This window comes from Burkholderia sp. BCC0044 (assembly GCF_902832955.1).
GTDB lineage: Bacteria > Pseudomonadota > Gammaproteobacteria > Burkholderiales > Burkholderiaceae > Burkholderia.
The window spans coordinates 1,005,935-1,022,941 of the sequence record NZ_CADFDO010000001.1; the positions used below are offsets into that span (position 1 = coordinate 1,005,935).

Here is a 17,007-nt window from a genome sequence, read left to right on the forward strand (position 1 = left end):
CCTGCTCCGCGTCGGCGGCCGTCAGCCGCCCGCTTCCGCGATCCCGGCCTGCACGCGCCGCACCGCCGTCACGATCGACAGCACGATCAGCAACCGCCACAGCCACGCGGCGACGCTGCCGGCCGGCAGGCCGAGGCCGATCCACAGCGCGAACGCGCCGAGGGCCAGCGCCCGGTCGCTCTTGCCGAACGGGCCGTCGTAGCGGCGCGTCGCGCCGACCAGCGGGCCGATCAGCCCCGCGCATTCGACGATCACCGCCGTCAGCGCGAACAGCCAGACGTCCGCCGGAGCGAACGCGGGAATGGCGAGGAACGGCAGCACGAGCGCGACGTCGGACACGATGTCGCCCAGCTCGTTCAGGTACGCGCCGAGCGTGCTCTTCTGCCCGTGCTCGCGCGCGAGCATCCCGTCGATCGCGTTGAGCGCCATCCGCGCGAACAGCCACAGCGGAATCAGCAGGAACAGCGCGCGGGCGAACACGCCGAGCCCGGCGAGCGCGCCGACGACGATCGAGCCGCCGGCCGCGAACAGCGTGACCTGGTTGGCCGTGACACCGCGCTCGGCGAGCGAATTCGCGAAGGGGCGCAGACGGTCCTGGAATTTGGGTTTGAGTGCGTAGAGGCTCATCGTTTCGTATTCGTATTATTCGCGCGGCACGGTTGGATACGTTTCCCGCCGCCATGCCCCGGGCGGCGAAACGGCCTTCGTCGGCCTGGATTGAACGGCCCTCATCGTCGCCGAGCGGCCCCGATGCGTCAAGCATGCGGCCGGGCCACCCGCATGGCGCCAATCTGGCGTTTTTCGGCGAAACTCGCGATAATCCGCTGGCCCGATCGCGGCGAGATCCATTCGAACTGCAGACGGGCACTCGTGCAACAGCCGATTATCACGCCGCCGACCGGCGCATTCGCCGCGACGCGACAGCGTGCGACGGCGAATCGTCCGATTATCGCGGACCTGCGACAGGCAGCCACGAACTTGAAAAAATTTAAACAAGAGCCGTCCGGTGCGCGTCCTGCCGCGCCGGCATTCCGGGGTTCCGCCCGCCGCGCGTGCGCAGCGGGCCGGGCATGCACGCAGGAGGCGCCGCGCCGATGAACATCGTCAACGTCTGGCAGCGCGACTTCCTGCTGTCCATCGTGCGGCTCGTCGCCGGTGCGTATCCGGTCTGGCATCAGGCGCCGCCGTCCCCGACGCAGAAGATCTATTTCTCGAACCACACGAGCCACATCGACACGCTCGCGATCCTCGCCGCGCTGCCGCGCGACGTGCGCGCGGTCGTGCGGCCGGTCGCCGCGCGCGACTACTGGGACAGCAGCGACCTGAAGCGCCACATCGCGCAGAAGCTGCTGAACGTCGTGCTGATCGACCGTCACCGCGAAAACGGCGGCGACCCGCTGGAGCCGGTGCGCGATGCGCTGCGGCAGGGCCACTCGATCATCATCTTCCCGGAAGGCACGCGCGGCGCCGACGTGCTGCCGCAGCCGTTCAAGAGCGGGCTGTTCCATCTCGCGACCGAGTTCCCGGACGTCGCGCTCGCGCCCGTCTACCTCGAGAACCTGCAGCGCATCATGCCGAAGGGCGCGATCTGGCCCGTGCCGCTGATCTGCAAGGTGCATTTCGGCGCGAACGAAGCGCTCGGCGCGCAGGAAGACAAGCCGACGTTCCTCGCCCGCATGCGCGACGCGGTCGTCGCGCTCGCGCCGCCGCAGCGGCCGGCCGGCTGAACGCGTCCCCTTCTCCCTTTTCCGGATACCAACCATGCGAACCCTCTTCTGGGAACTGGTCGCGGGCGTCACGGGCGTGCTCGTCGTCGCGACCGTGATCGGCGCGATCCTCGGCGCGCGCAGCGGCGGCACGAACGCGACCATCGTCAACCTGAACCAGCGCATCCGCGCATGGTGGGCGATGATCGCGATCATGGCCGTCGCGATCGGCCTCGGCAACAACGTCACGTATCTGGTGTTCGCGCTGCTGTCGTACCTGACGCTACGCGAATTCATCACGCTCACGCCGACCACCGCGAGCGACCATACGACGCTCTTCATCGCGTTCTTCGTCGCGATCCCCGTGCAGTACCTGCTGCTCGGGATCAACTGGTACGGGATGTACTCGATCTTCGTGCCCGTGCACCTGTTCTTCGCGATGTCGCTCGTGTCGGCGCTCACGCAGGACACGCGCGAATTCCTGAGCCGCAACGCGAAGATCAACTGGGCGCTGATGGTGTGCGTGTACGGGCTGAGCCACGCGCCGGCCGTGCTGATTCTCGACATCCCGCGCTACGCCGGGCAGAACGCGCTGCTGCTGTTCTTCTTCCTGTTCGTCGTGCAGATCAGCGACGTGCTGCAATACGTGGTCGGCAAGCTGTTCGGACGCCGCAAGATCGCGCCGCAGCTGTCGCCGTCGAAGACGATCGAGGGCTTCGTCGGCGGCGGCCTGCTGGCCACGCTGTGCGGCGCGTCGCTGTATCGCGTGACGCCGTTCAGCTTCGGCGCGGCGTTCGGGATCTCGCTCGCGATCGTGATCGCGGGCTTCGTCGGCGGGCTCGTGCTGTCGGCCGTCAAGCGCTCGCTCGGCACGAAGGACTGGGGCTCGATGATCGCCGGCCACGGCGGGATGCTCGATCGCGTCGATTCGATCTGCTTCGCCGCGCCGGTGTTCTTTCACTTGGTGCGCTATCTGTACGTGTGATGGGCGGGCGGTGCAATGCCGCCCGGCGTACGCCAATACTTGTCGCCGATCTAGCACTGTGCCGATTGTCCTGCTGAAGCAGCACTGGCAAGCCGGGCATTCGAACATCGATAGCCTGCCAACTGTTCGCGAACACGACTGCTACGATCTGCGCGGTCAGAAATGGTCCCCGATCCTCGTCGGCATTTTGAATCCATGAAGTGCCGAGCGGCTCGATCGCGTTTTCATCAGAACTGGGCCGTCAACTGGAACCCGAGCGTGACCCGGTTCGTCGGAAAGCCGGACGGCTTGTACACCGGCGTACCGGCGAACAGGTCGTAGCCGTACCCGCCGAAACGCGTCGCGACGCTCCCCTTCACGCCGATCACCGCGCCTGCCAGTTGCGTGCCAACCAGCGCGACCGGCTGCGGGCCCCACACTCGACCGTAGTCGAGGCCCGCGTAAACCGCCATCCCCGTCTGCCCGATCGGCGCCTGAAGCTCGTTGCGCCAGTAGAACCCGCGAGAAGCCGCCAGCATCGTCTCTCCATCGAAGCCGCGTACCGTGTAGCGGCTGCCGATCGTCAGGTCGTCGATGTAGTACAGCGTATTGCCCGTGTACTGGCCGTGGAATGTCGTCACGTAGCGGAACGGCTGCTGCGCGATTACGAACGGTACCGACAGATTCGCGTCGAGCACGGCCATCTTGTAGCGGTAAGTCGGGCCGCCGTCGGCCGCCAGTATGTCGTCCTGCGCGCCGAACGCGCCGATGCCCTGCCGGTACGCGAGCGTGCCGTCGAACTGCGCGTTGCCGAAGTAGTGACGATCGGTCAGGCCGAACTCGACGAACGTGTTGTTGCGGCGCTGCTGCGGGATCTCGGTGTCTTCGATGAAGCTTTGACCGAAGCGGCGCGACAGCCGGAACTGCGCGCCGAACACGTCGTTCTGGCTGCGCGACAGCACGCGGTTCAGCTTGAGGTCGACCGTCTTCGAATTGCCGCTCGCGATGAACGTCTGGTTCACGCCGGCGATCTGCTGGTAGTACGTGCTTGTGTATGCGGAGAGCGTCGCGGTCCAGTAGCCCCACGGAATCGAATAGAAGCCGTTCCAGCCGTGCGAACCGAGCCGCTTGTCACCGAACTCGAGATCCTGGCTTACGCCTATGTTGAAGATGTCATTCAGACCGAGCGGGTTGTCGATGCCGAGCGACAGGTTGCCCTGCAGGCGCCCAGTCGCCCTCGTGCCCGAGTTATCGACCGAGGCGACGACGGTCCACGGCTTGCCGCGCTTCACGTCGAGCGCGACATCGCTTTCGCCAGGCACGTCGGCCGGGACGATTTGCATCGACACGTCCTGGCTCGACACACGTTTCATCTGCTCGAGGCCCTGTTCGAGATCGCGCAGGTTCAGCAGTTCGCCGTCGCCGGTCGGGAAGGCTGTTTTCCAGGTGCCGCGGAGCTTCTCGTCGGCGAGGCGCACGTGGCGGATCACGCCGGGAATCAGCGAAAACTTGAGGGTGCCAGTCGACAGATCCTGTTCGGGCAACAGCACGCGCGTCGTGACATATCCGCGCGCCAGGATCGCTTGCGACAGGCCCTTGACGAGCACGTCGAGCCCCTGTTTGCCGACGCATTGGTCGGCGTAGTGCTCGAGCCATTCGCGCGCGAAGGCGAAGCGATCCATCGGCAACGCCGACGCGCCTTGCGACTTCAGGGAGGCGGGCAGCGCATCGGGTACGTCGAGTGAGAAACGGTCGATGCGAAAGCACGGCGACTCCGACGGCAATGCCGGATACCCGGCGCTCGCCGTCACGCCCGAACGCACCCCGGGCGCGGAGACCGCTCGTTCGCGCTCGCGGGCCTCTTCCTGCTGCCGGGTTTGCTGATCATTGCCCGGAATGACCAGTCTCGGCGTTTCCTGTGCCGATACACCAGTCGCGATAAGCAGCAGTACTGCTACAGCGGAATTCCCTCGGCAAATAGTTCTCATGTATTTTTAAGCACTTGACTGTGAATGTCGACTACGTCGCACACCGATCGGTGCTCAGTATGCGATCGCCAGTTAACCGAACGCACCTAGCATCCGCCAACGCCATTGGACTTACCGCATTACAACATCGCAAGAAGCCTGAGCGCCCGAAGATAAAAGTATCGATTAATCCAACGCTCATTAACACCCTTAATTATCTTTGCCACCCTTCATCTCGGAAAATATCGGCACACCTTCTTAAATATAACCAATACATTCCCCATCGGAAGTGATCCGAAACAACGCACGAGTGCCTTTCCAGAAGCGAAACGTTCCCAAACACCTTACCAACGAGTGTCCCGAACATTTCGCCAACCAACCCGCTTATGATCTAACCCGGCATGACAGTCCCTTACCAATAGGAGTGCAGGTCGGTCAGTTCTCTCGGTTTTTTTGTGCGGCACGCCCTAAAAATGCAACGAGAGTGACAGTGGCAGACAAACCCACAAATACAAGCAGCGCGAAAGGTTTGAGAAATTCACCAAATCTAGATATTGCATCCTTGAACCCAACCACCACAATCCCCGCCGCAAATAATCCTATATATAAGCAACATTGATGCGAGGAAAACCTTCCAGAGACGAAATTTCCTGAGAATCCTTCCGAAAACTGGCCCGAATAATCCTCCTATAAGGCCACTTATGGATTCAAGCGACATTCCCACTCCTAATTGCTTATGAGGTTCACCAGACTTCACGATTGCCTGCGCTGCCCTACCAGCCTCTTCACTATCACGCAAACGATAAAGCCCATAATCGCAGTGAAAAGCACCACCAGATGATTTTCTGTATCCGCGCTTTCGAAACAGATGCAATTGACGGCCCCATGGCTACCATCCAATCCCAGTTTTCCCTTGATCAATGGAGAAGCCCCAGCCAACTGAAGCAGGGTTGTTTGTCTTCCCCACTATCCTGGTAGTCTTTTCGTCCGGATACAGCTGCCGGTTGAAGCAGATTTTATGATGGCATCGGCAATCATTTTTTTCGCACAAAAGCCACCGTCGCAAAAACACAAAACACGAACCCCAGTAGGGTGCCGTTCACCAAAACAAATCTCGTGTCGCTACTTTCCCACAATAAACCGCCACCATAAAAATGAGCAAAAAAAGCCATTACAAATATTTTTATCAAGACAAAACACAGAAATGACAACAAGAAAGCGGCAAAATACAAGACAATCAATCTGAACATTTCTTCACTTCCCAATCCGAGATTTTGCATCGTTTATCGCTTTCGTTCCGGCTTCGGCGCCGGCAGCGCCGCCGACACCGGCACCAATCGCAGGAACATTATTCGGGTTAAACAGATTTTGTCCCGATGATCCCGCCCAAACACCAGTCCCGGACCAACCAAAGCTACCCATCCCCGACTTCGACAATGCGGATATTAAATTTGCATAGCTAGTCCCGTACCATAACCGATAGCCGCCGCACCCGCGTTCACCGCTGCGCCAGTTGCTATGCTGTCGTGTTTGCCAGAGATCACGTTGTTGGTGACGGTGTCAAGAGCACCTGTCACTGCGTTTATTACAAAATTTCCAAAGAACTTGGTGTAAGTGCCGGTTCCGCCAGCCAATGCCGCATACCCAACATCGACTGGATTAACCGTGCCATTCTGGATGTACTGCGATGTCGCATTTACACTACCAGTTAGGGCGCCAATACCAATCGGTGACGCCCACGCACTGGATCCCAAAGCTCCGGTCGAACCAAAAATTGGCGCGCCCGGGATAGCCGCCAATCCGGCAGCAATCTCTGGCGCCAGCCCAGCAGTTACCAAGCCGCCGGCAATGACTAGCCCGGCCTTTGGATTGGCCACCGCACCCGGCAACGCCTTCTGCTCTGGTGTCAGCGAGCCATCCTTGTTCCCAGACAAGAACGGACTGTTGTACTCCGCCGACGTCGCATGGAACAGCCCGCCACCATTCTGACTGATATAGGCCACCGCGGTTGCGTCCCCTCCCGGCCCCTTGCTTGCCGCCGCATCCACCAATCGATAGCCGTTCGCCAGCAGCATATTCTCCGCCTGCTCCGCAGTGAGTGCCTTCCCGGTCTTTTCTTCATAGAACTTCGCAAAGTCCTTCGCCTTGTCCTTCGCCCACTGTCTTTCGTCGGGGTGAAGCTGCCGGTTGAACCGGTCAACGTTGTATCCAGAGAACGCTCCAGCTTCACCGCCAACTGCTGCACCGGCACCCGTCGCAAGCGCATTCGCCACGATGTTCCCCAGCGCCTGATTCATATTGGCGTTGCCGGTCGGATCGCTGCTGGCGATCGCGCTGCTCAGTTCGTTCAGCTTGCCCGATGCGATCGACGCAATTGCCGCACCGGCTGCACCACCGACCGCGTTGCCGCCCGCCAGTCCAGTCACCAGCGCCGCACCTGCGCCTTGCATCAGTGCGCGGTTCGCTCCGCCCTCCTTCCATGCGTCGACGCCGGCCTGGTCGCCGTTCCTCTCGGCTTGCCGTTTCATCTCGTCGGCATAGTCCCCGATCCGGCGCGACACTGCTTCACCAGCCGCGCTGGCTGCAGCCATCATGTCCGACTGATTGGCCAGCAGGTTCTGCATGTCCGGAAGTTTGGCAACCGTACCATTCGTGTTCGTCGTATCGCGGTTCAAGCTCGCCAGATCCTGCTTCTGGTTCGCCGAATCCGTCGTCGTCACCGTCCCCGCGCTCACGCCGCTCTTCGTCGTCGCGCTATCACTGCCGCTATCGTTCTGGCCAAGCATGGGCGCAGCGCCCCCCGTATTCTTGCCCGACGTGCTGCCGTGCGTGCTGTAGTTCATTCCGCCGTCGCCGGTCGTCGCACCTGCACTGGAGCCGCTGGAGCTCGCATCGCCAAATTTATTGTCCTCAGGACTCGTCCGACTCGTCGTTTTTCACTTCGTAGCTCTTGCGCGCCTTTTTGTAGCTGTTATCGAAGGGCTTGATCTTCAACATCGCGGCTCGACTTGTATAGCCACCCACCAGCGCTATCCCGAAGCCAGCCAATAACACAATCCCTCCAAAAATTGATGGTGGAATGAATTTGACTGCGACACACATCGCCAATACCCCTATCACAATCAAACCCAATCTCACCCACCGAGGAAAATTTCCATCTTCGATCAGATTAATTTTTCGCACTGTTTCCTCCCGCGTTTCCCGTTGCCGCCTTCACGACACTCTGCCAATAAGAATTGAGTATTCCTTGAACCTTATTTGAAATATCACTGCTACTCACAGTATTCGATACTCCATTGATAACCGGGCCGAGGAGAGGATATTTTTCCGATGCTGCATTCGACACCACGTTCAGTACGCCGCCAACGCCGTACTGCCCAAAGTTCGGACTCACCATCTGTCCGACAGCATCAGCGCCGACACCAACGGCAGTCGCCCAGAATGCAATCTGCGCAAACAATGGAGCAAACGGAGATGGAGCAGACGCCAGTGCACCGCTCGTCGACCCAATCCACCCGGCGGTCGTTGACGTGGCCGACGCTAAATCACCCGTGGTTGACTTGACGTAATTCACATCGGTTTGGTTCGGCAGACGAGTAAATGGCCCTGTCAACGTGAAATGATAATCTGGCTTCGCCGGCTGATCGTAGCTGAACTGGCTCGGCACCTGACCAGGCGCCGCCGAGTTCGCGTTTGCCACGATGTATGCCTGCAGATCCGAATTCACCTGTGCCGTCGCCTGGGTCAGAATTGGTTTCCCGTCGGCCGTCGAGCCCGCATAGATCCATTTAGCACCAGAGTCCGTCGGTGCTTGCCCCACTAGCGTCTCCGGTGCGCCTGATTGATGCTGGCCGTCAACCGACACATCCATGATTCGCATCTGGTCTTCAATCTGCGCTTGGGTATATTTACCTTTGCTTTTCTCTGCCAGCTGCTTCGCCAGCGTCTTTTCTTCCGGATGCAGCTGCCGGTTAAACCGATCGACGTTGTACCCGGAGAACGCCCCCGATTCACCGCCCACGACACCTCCGGCACCCGTCGCAAGCGCGTTCGCCACGATGTTGCCCAGCGCCTGATTCATATTCGCGTTGCCGGTCGGATCACTGCCTGCGATCGCGCTGCTCAGTTCGTTCAACTTGCCCGATGCGATCGACGCAATTGCCGCACCGGCTGCGCCACCGACCGCGCTGCCGCCCGCCAGTCCGGTCACCAGCGCCGCGCCTGCGCCTTGCATCAGTGCGCGGTTCGCTCCGCCCTCCTTCCATGCGTCGACGCCGGCCTGGTCGCCGTTCCTCTCGGCTTGCCGTTTCATCTCGTCGGCATAGTCCCCGATCCGGCGCGACACCGCTTCGCCGGCCGCGCTCGCCGCGGCCATCATGTCCGACTGATTGGCCAGCAGGTTCTGCATGTCCGGAAGTTTGGCAACCGTACCATTCGTGTTCGTCGTATCGCGGTTCAAGCTCGCCAGATCCTGCTTCTGGTTCGCCGAATCCGTCGTCGTCACCGTCCCCGCGCTCACGCCGCTCTTCGTCGTCGCGCTATCACTGCCGCTATCGTTCTGGCCAAGCATGGGCGCAGCGCCCCCCGTATTCTTGCCCGACGTGCTGCCGTGCGTGCTGTAGTTCATTCCGCCGTCGCCGGTCGTCGCGCCTGCACTGAAGCCGCTCGAGCTCGCATCGTAATGCGACTGGTTCTGGACGTCCGAGAAGGACAGCGAACCTGTCGTCAGGGAATTCTTCGACGCATCCGCGTCGCTCGCGATCAGCCCACCCTTCAGATCGGTATTGCCGGTGACGTTGATATTGAAACCGCCATCGCCTGCGTGAATCCCGGCCTGTTCATTGACGCCCGCATAGCTGCCCGACGCGTTGCCCTTGCTTTGGCTGAAGCTCCCGCTGGCGCCGCCCTGACTGACGCTGAAGCCACCGCCCGAACTCGACTGATGCGCCGCGCTCGACAACGTATCCTGCACGCTGACGATGTTCAGATTCCCGCCCACATCGGCGTTGACCTGATTACCCTTCACGTTCGAGCCGATGATGTTCGTATCGCTGCCCGAGATGATCGTCACATTGTTTGCTGCGGTTACATGGCTGTTGTTCTGCGTGGCCAGATCGCTGTTGCCGTCGCCGTTGGCCTTCGACATCGCCGCGGAAACACCGAACCCGCCCGTGCCGACCGACACGCCCACGCTCGCACTCTTCGATTCATTCGTGCTGCGCGTCGAATCCGTATCCGTCGTATTGATGATATTGACCTGATTCTTCGCCGCCAGGATCACGTCGTTTGCGTTCACGTTCGAACCGGCGATCGTCACATTGCCGCTGCCAGCCTGACCATTGCCGGTCGCCGCGAACGCCACCGTCCCACCCGCGTTCACGTTCGAGCCGCGATTCGTCACGCTGTCTTCGGAAAATGCGCTCTTGCTGTGACTGCTGCCGACGCTGACTTCGACCTTGAACTGCGGCGTCTCGCCAGCCCCCAGCGCCCGGACCACATCGCCTGCGGCCATATTCGCATCCCACGCCGCGCTGGCTGCCGCCATCCCATGCAACGCTGCCGCGCGACCATCCTGGCTATTGCCGGACGCACGCGATTGACCCACAGCGTTAGATACCGCGTCGATCACCGGCGCCTTCAGCGCTAGCGTCAGGCCGCTCTTGGAGACTTCCTGCGTTTCACTGCGGTGGTTCTTGTCCTGCGCCGCGTCAATCGTCACGTTCGCGCCTGTCCCGCTGAGATTCTTCGCGGCGATCAGGTCGCTGCCCGTCACGTGCAGGTCGTTTCCAGCCGTGATGCTGAGGTTGCCCTTCAGCGAACCGATCGCGCTGCTGTTGTTCGACACCTCGGTTGTCTGACTGGTCGTCTTCAGCGAACTGCTGCCCACTGACACAGACAGCCCCCCGCCCGACATCAGCCCGGATTCCTTCTTGTTGTAGTAGCTCGACGACTGCAAGGTGTCCTGCGACGTCGTGACAGTTACGTTACGCGCTGCCGTGAGCGTCACGTCATTCGTTCCGACGATGGTGCTGCCCTGAACATTGACGTCCCTTCCGCTGACAATGTTCACGCCGTCCGCCGACACCAGACTGCCTCGATTGAGCGTCATCGTCTGGTCGATCCCGCTCGCGACCTTCACGCCGCTCACCACATTGCGATGGCTGTGCGTTTCGTGCGAGTTCAACTCGTGCGCTTCGGTTGCCGCGCCGACATTCACGTCGCCGGCCGCCAGCAGGTTCGCGTTGCCCTTGTCGAGGCTGATCGTGCTACCGGAGAGCGTTATATCCTTGCCCGACACGATATTGACCGTATCGCCGCCCTTGAGCGTCGTCCCGGTCAGCGCCTGATCCGACGTGTGCAGCGTCTCCGCATAGCTGCCGTGACTGTCGCTACCCGAGCTGTTGCTGTTCACCGTCGATATCGTGCTTGCCGCACCGAGTGTCACATTGCCCTTGGCAGCAAGGGTCCCGCCCTGGCCGAGGTCGATCTGTGCACCCTTGGCGGTCAAATCGCCACCCACGACGACATTCGATTGTCCGCCCACCTTCACCGAGCTACCGGTAACCTTGTTGATGTCGGTATTCGACACACCGTTCGCGCGCTGCACGATCTTGTGCTCGCCGGTCTGCACCGCGCCGAGATCCCAGTTGCCGCCGACGTTCATTCCGAGATTGCCGCCGACCGACAGGTTGCCCGCGTTCTGCTGGAAGTTGCCGCCCGTCACAATCAATGCATCGCCGGCGACGTCCAGCTTGGCAGTCGGCCCGAGGGTGGTCACGACGCTCGTCGCACCGTCCCGGCTCACGCGCGTGTTCGTCTTCGTCGCCGTATCGAGAATCAGGTCTTTCCCGGCATCCAGTTGCAGGCTGCCGGCCTTCACGCTCGCCGACGTCAGGTCGATGTTGTTCTCGGTCTTCAGCGCCATCAGCCCGCCGCTTTGCAGCGCGCCGAACGCGTTGTCGATCTGCTTGCCCTGGACCGCCAGCGTGTTGTCCGCCTTGATCGTGCCGCTGTTCGTGAACGACTGCGCGTTCTGGAAATCGATGTTCGTCGCGCTGATGAACGGGCCGTTGACATTCTGCTGGTTCGCCTGCGCGAGATACACGACTGGCACCAGCACGGACTGGCCGTCCACCACGCGGGTCTCCATCATGATCACGTTGCTGGTCAGCCTCGACACCTGCTCGGCCGACAGGCTCGCGCCCATCGGCAGATCGAGCGACTTCGACAGATCCGCGCCAGCCGTCATCAACGACTGATACATCGTCTGCAGATCCGCATACGGTCCCAGCACCGCCTTGCCGGTCAGCGCCGTCACCTGGTTGCGCACGAGCTGCTGCTCATAGAAGCCGTCGCCGAGACGCTTCGGAATATGCGTGAGGTCGACACCGAGCTGCCCGAAGAAGTAGTCGCTCGAAATGAAATTCTTCTGGTTCGTGAACGCCGGGTTCGTCTCGATCACGAAGTTCGCATTCGGCGCGGTAGCCGGCCGGTACAGCCCGCCCTGCGGAATCGTGAGATTGTTCAGTACGTTCAGCGCCGTCGCACTGGCGATGATCGGATCGACAGGCGCCGGCGGACCGCCGTGCACGGCGGACGTACCCGATTTCGCACCACTCGCGTTACCACTCAGGTTTGTGGGCGTGAGACCCGGCACGGACTGTCCCGGCAGCAAGCCGAGTGACGGAATCGATGCGTTACCAGCCGTGTTGCTGACGTTGACGCCCGTCCCCGAGATCGTGCCGTTGGAACTCATCGTCGAGAAGTAGCCGGGCAGCGTGTAATCCTTGATCGACGCTGGTGCCGCCTGCGTGTAGCCGCCCGGGCGACTGCCGACGAACGGTGCATTGCCGAACGGCAACTGCCAGTCGTGTTCGGAATTGTCGTAGTTGTTGTAGTGATATTGTCCCGAGTAGGAAACCGTCACACCCGGCAGTTTCTGCCCGGATGCCGCCCAACCATCGGCGTCGTAGTGCCCCGGCATCTTGATGTCGCCGACCGCCGCGATGTTGCTCCAGTAGTTTTGCAGCGTGCCGACCGACGACGCATCGATCCTGCCGCCCGACACGATCTGCGCGGCCGGGCTGATGTCCGTCACTGTCGTCGCCGTCGCGCTGTCGGCATAGTAGGTCGTGAACTGATACGTGCTGTTCCACTGACCGCCGTGAGGCGGCTCGGTGTAGACGCCGCCGATGCTGTCCGGATCCTTCACGCCGACCTGGCCCGTGCGACCGCTGATCGGAATACCGAACTGGCCGAGCAGCGATGGATCGATCGAACTCGTCGAGGTCTTCATCACGCGGCGCGTGCTCGTGATCTTGTCCGCGTGCAGTTCCATGTCGCCGCCGGACTGAATCAGCGCGGACACGTTGTTGACCAGCGCGGCGTTGGTGTAATTGCCGCTCGCGTCCTTGCCGCCTGCCAGCACGACCTTGCCCATGCCGAAGATCGCCGTCGTCGCCATCGAATCGGTCGCAGTGGTGTCGTCGCGGTTTTCGATGTCGCGCGCGAGGATTTCCAGCGTGCCGTTGCTGTCCGATGCTCCGATCAGCGCGGTCGGCCCGAGGTTCGAGATCGTGTTTGTCGCGTTGAGCGAGGCACTGGCGCCCACGAGCGCGCCGGTATTGAACAGGTTGGTCGAGTGCGTGCGCAGCAAGCCGCCGGCAGTCAGAGCGCCCACGTTGACGATGTTGCCCGCGTTGACGCTCAGGTTGTTGACCGACTGCAGGTTCGCGTTGTTCGTGAAGGTGCCGGGCAGCGTGAAGGCGAGATCGTGACCGACGTTGAACTGCGTATCGGATGCCGCCGTGTAATCGCCCTGCAGGTTCACGTTCGCATCATGCGCCGCGCTGTATGTGCCGCTGCCCTGCAGCGTGGCCGCCGCGACCGACAGGTCGTGCGTCGAGCTGATCTGACCATTCGTGTTGGTGATCGCACCGGTCGTCGTCACGTCCACGTCGCCGTTCGAATTCGTGACGTTGCCGATCGTGCCGCCGCTGTTGTCCAAGGCGTTGCCTTGAACATGCAGCGACGCGCCGCTGAGCTGACCGCCTTGCGTGTTGCTGATCGACGCCGCGCTGACCGTTACATCGCCGTTGCCTGTAATCGCGCCCATGCCCGCGACGCCGCCGGCGTGACTGTTGGCGATCTGGTTGCCGCCTTGCACCGTCATCTTGCCCGCGCCGAGGTCGACAATGGCGCCGTCCGCGTTGTCGATCGAGGCCGATTGAATGGCGAGCGTGCTGGTGTCGCCCGCAATCGATTGCCCCGCCTGGATGTGGCCGCCTCGGTTTGACAGAGCGCCGCCGTTCTTCAACGACAGCGACGCGTCCGATCGCAGCAGGCCCTGTGCGTTGTTCACGTCGCCCGCAATCGTGGCGTTGATGCCGCGCTGCGCGGCGAGGATACCGCTCGCGTTGTTCCAGGAAGCCGCATTGACGACGGCTTGCCCCTTCGTCACGATGGTGCCCGACGCGTTGTTCAGTGCGCTCGATCCTTGGCCCGGCGCGATCGTCAGCGTGCCGGTGCCGGCATGCGTAATGGTGCCGCCCGCGTTGTTCAACTCGGCCGGCGTGAGCGTCAGGTCCGCGCTGTTGGTCTGGATCACGCCGGCGGCCGAGTTGTCGAGCGCGCCGCTGACGTTCATCCCCATCGCTGACGATCCGTACTGCGTGATCGTACCGCCGTGGTTCACGAGGTTTGCGGCCGTCAGCGCAAGCTGATTGGCCTCGAGCTTGCCGCCGCTGTTGTCGAGCGTCGAATCGGCGGTAACCGACAGGTTCGGCGCGACGATCGAACCGCCCCGGTTCGTCATCGAGCCCGTGTGGATCGTCGCGTTCGTGCTCGCGCCGATCTGGCCGCCGTCGTTCGCGAGCGTACCGCTGGTGACGCTCAGATCCGTGTTCGACAACAGCTTGCCGCTCGCATTGTTCAGCGTGCCGGCGACGGTTGCCGTCAGTCCGTTCTGCGCGTTGAACGAGCCCGCCGTGTTGTTCAGCGCGCCGGTTTGCGCGACGACGCGCCCGTTGCTGGCGACCGCGCCTCCCACGTTCGACACCGACCCCGTACCTCCGCCGAGCGTCAGCGTTCCGTTGCCCGCATGCGTGATCGTGCCGCCATCGTTGACGAGTGCGACAGGGGCGAGCGTCAGGTCGGTACTGTTGGTTTGCAGCGTGCCGCCGCTGGAATTGTCGAGCATGTCCGACACGTTCACGCTCATCGCTCCGGCGCCGGTCTGTGTGATCGTGCCGCCGTGATTCACGAGGTCGGTCGCGTTCAACGACATCTGCTCGGCCTGCACGGTGCCGGCGCTGTTGTCGAGGGTCGTACCAGTCAGCACAGCCGCCTGACCGACAATCGAGCCGCCGTTGTTGACCAAGCGCGCGCCTGCGTCGACAGCCACCTTTTGCGCGGCCTGCAGCGTGCCGCCGCCGTTGTCGACCGACTGGCCCGATACCCGCAGATTCGTGTTGGATGTGATCGCGCCGCGATTGACAACGTTTGCGCCTTGGACCGACACATCGCCGTTGCCGCCGATCACACCGCCTTGCGCGCCGTTCGCAGTCGTTCCTGCGGCATTGGTCAACTGGCCGCTCGTTGTCACCGACAGGCCGTCGCCGTTGAGCGACGTGATCCGGCCCGCCGTGTTGTCCAGTGACGCACCAGCCACCGTCATGCCAGCCGCGCTTTGAAGGGTGCCCTGGTTGTTCGCGATGGTGCCGCCATGCACGTCTGCCGTACTCTCTGAAATCAGTTCACCAGACTGGTTGGCGATCTGGCCGGCCACGTTGACCGACAGCGGCCCCTGCGATGAAACCTTGCCGCTCTGGTTCGAGAGGGCACCACCGGTCAACGTCGTGCTGCCGCCGCTCGACAGGCTGCCGTGATCGTTGATCACGGTGCCCGATGCGTTCGCCAGAATGGCACCTTGCGCGCTCGTCGTCGCGTTAGACAGGTTCACGTCGCCGGCCGTCGCGTTCAGCGACAGATTGCCGTTTGCCGCCGTCTGGCTGCCGGCGAGATTCACACTGCCGCCCGTCAGTGACGCATTGCCGCCCGCCACATTCTGGCCGGTTGCGGTGAGCTGGCCCGACGCCGTCAGGTTCAGGTCGCCGCTGTGCGTGACGGAACCGTCGTTGTTCACGCCGGCGCCGAGCGTGCCGGTCGAGTTGACGCTGCCAGCGTTGACCGTTGTATTCTGCTGCGCCGCGAGCGTCCCGCTGTTCGTGAGATCGGCACTTGTGCTGGCCGACAGCGATTGCTGCGCGTATGTGGTGCCGCTATTCTGGATGCCGCCGGCGGCCGACAGCGCGAGGTTGCCGCTCGCCGTGGTCTTACCCGTCAGGACGAGCCGGCCGTTCGACTGCAGCGTCAGGTCGCCTGCCTGCGCCGCGATCGTGCCAGCGTTGGCCACCCCCACACCAAACTCGTTCGATGCGAGGAAGATCCGATCGCTATACATACCGCCCAACTGGCTCACGTCGATCGCAACCGACGGAGCCGGGCCGTCGCCGGCAATCGGTGTCGCGGAGAGCGTGTCGTGGTTGACCTGGCTCGCGCCGGCGATCACATTCAGATTCTTCGCGTAGACCGCCGCATTCACCTGTACAGCGCGGGCGATAAGGTCCACCTGATCGGTACCGGTTGCGTTCAGGCCAGCGCCTGACACGGTCACGAGCCCGCGGTTGACGTTGTAACCGGCGAGTGAGCCGTCGGCGCCGTAGAACGGCACGCCCGTCGTCAAGGTCGCGCGACTGGTATTCAGAAAGGTTCCGCCGTCCACGAAAATCCCGGACGGGTTAGCCAGGACGAGCTCCGCGCGGGCGCCTGCGATCTCCACGGCGCCGCGGATTTGAGAGGGGTTCGGACTGTTGACCTGGTTGACGATGATCCGTGCAGCCTGCCCGGCTCCGTAATTCGGGTTGCCGTTGATCCAGCCCGCCTGTTGGGTCTGAACCATCGTGGCCGAGTTGTTCAGGATCGCGCCAGCCTTTTGGACGTCGAACTGATTGTAGGTGTTGACCGATACGCCAGCGCCCGAAGGCTTGGCCACGTTGACCTGAGGCAAGCCGTTCGGCGTCTGGATCACCTGCGTGCTGGTGCCGGGCGTCGGGATGATCTGCGCACCGGACAGGGTGGGTAACATGCCAAGTGCGGCGACGCCCGCCACCACAACGCCAGCGCCATACGTCGACGACCGCCCCTGCGCGCGAGCTTCGCCTGTTGCGGATTTCCCCTCAGCGGTTACCGTCTCCCCGACAGCGGCCACCATACCCCGAAGCCTGGAATACACCAGGCGGTGCGTATTCTTGTTCATTCTCGTCGACGCGGCCCGCGTCCATTCGTTTGCTTATTGGACGCGAGCTTACCG

General features: G+C 62.3%; 9 protein-coding genes. 3 read left to right on the top strand and 6 right to left on the bottom strand.

Features of this window, described 5'->3' with window-relative positions:
- Nucleotides 1-21 precede the first annotated feature (21 nt).
- Nucleotides 22-627: a CDP-alcohol phosphatidyltransferase family protein gene (locus tag HWX14_RS04495; protein ID WP_175881706.1), complete on the bottom strand. Its 606-nt coding sequence runs from the start codon at nt 625-627 to the stop codon at nt 22-24.
- A 32-nt stretch (nt 628-659) separates the two neighbouring features.
- On the opposite strand from HWX14_RS04495, the gene HWX14_RS04500 reads away from it, so the two are divergent.
- From HWX14_RS04500 to HWX14_RS04510, 3 genes are all read left to right on the top strand, one after another.
- Nucleotides 660-992 carry a hypothetical protein gene (locus tag HWX14_RS04500; RefSeq protein ID WP_175881707.1) on the top strand — a complete coding sequence of 111 codons (333 nt, stop codon included), beginning with the start codon at nt 660-662 and terminating at the stop codon, nt 990-992.
- 102 nt (nt 993-1,094) lie between these two features.
- Nucleotides 1,095-1,727 carry a lysophospholipid acyltransferase family protein gene (locus tag HWX14_RS04505; RefSeq protein WP_175881708.1) on the top strand — a complete coding sequence of 211 codons (633 nt, stop codon included), beginning with the start codon at nt 1,095-1,097 and terminating at the stop codon, nt 1,725-1,727.
- A gap of 34 nt (nt 1,728-1,761) precedes the next feature.
- Entirely contained in the window at nt 1,762-2,691 is a 930-nt protein-coding gene (locus HWX14_RS04510) for a phosphatidate cytidylyltransferase (protein ID WP_175881709.1), read from the top strand.
- Nucleotides 2,692-2,918: 227 nt separating this feature from the next.
- Here the strand turns inward: HWX14_RS04510 and HWX14_RS04515 are convergent, their stop codons facing one another.
- From HWX14_RS04515 to HWX14_RS04535, 5 genes are all read right to left on the bottom strand, one after another.
- Nucleotides 2,919-4,658 (bottom strand): ShlB/FhaC/HecB family hemolysin secretion/activation protein, encoded by a 1,740-nt coding sequence (locus HWX14_RS04515; RefSeq protein WP_175881710.1) that lies wholly within the window; start codon nt 4,656-4,658, stop codon nt 2,919-2,921.
- Between the two features lie 1,013 nt (nt 4,659-5,671).
- Nucleotides 5,672-5,917 (bottom strand): hypothetical protein, encoded by a 246-nt coding sequence (locus tag HWX14_RS04520; protein WP_175881711.1) that lies wholly within the window; start codon nt 5,915-5,917, stop codon nt 5,672-5,674.
- Nucleotides 5,918-6,082: 165 nt separating this feature from the next.
- Nucleotides 6,083-7,480, bottom strand: a complete 1,398-nt coding sequence (locus tag HWX14_RS04525) for a hypothetical protein (RefSeq protein ID WP_175881712.1) — start codon at nt 7,478-7,480, stop codon at nt 6,083-6,085.
- Between the two features lie 67 nt (nt 7,481-7,547).
- Nucleotides 7,548-7,820 carry a DUF4231 domain-containing protein gene (locus HWX14_RS04530; RefSeq protein ID WP_244130163.1) on the bottom strand — a complete coding sequence of 91 codons (273 nt, stop codon included), beginning with the start codon at nt 7,818-7,820 and terminating at the stop codon, nt 7,548-7,550.
- Nucleotides 7,807-16,953, bottom strand: a complete 9,147-nt coding sequence (locus HWX14_RS04535) for a hemagglutinin repeat-containing protein (protein ID WP_175881713.1) — start codon at nt 16,951-16,953, stop codon at nt 7,807-7,809. Before HWX14_RS04535 ends, HWX14_RS04530 begins: the two co-directional genes overlap by 14 nt.
- Nucleotides 16,954-17,007 lie beyond the last annotated feature (54 nt).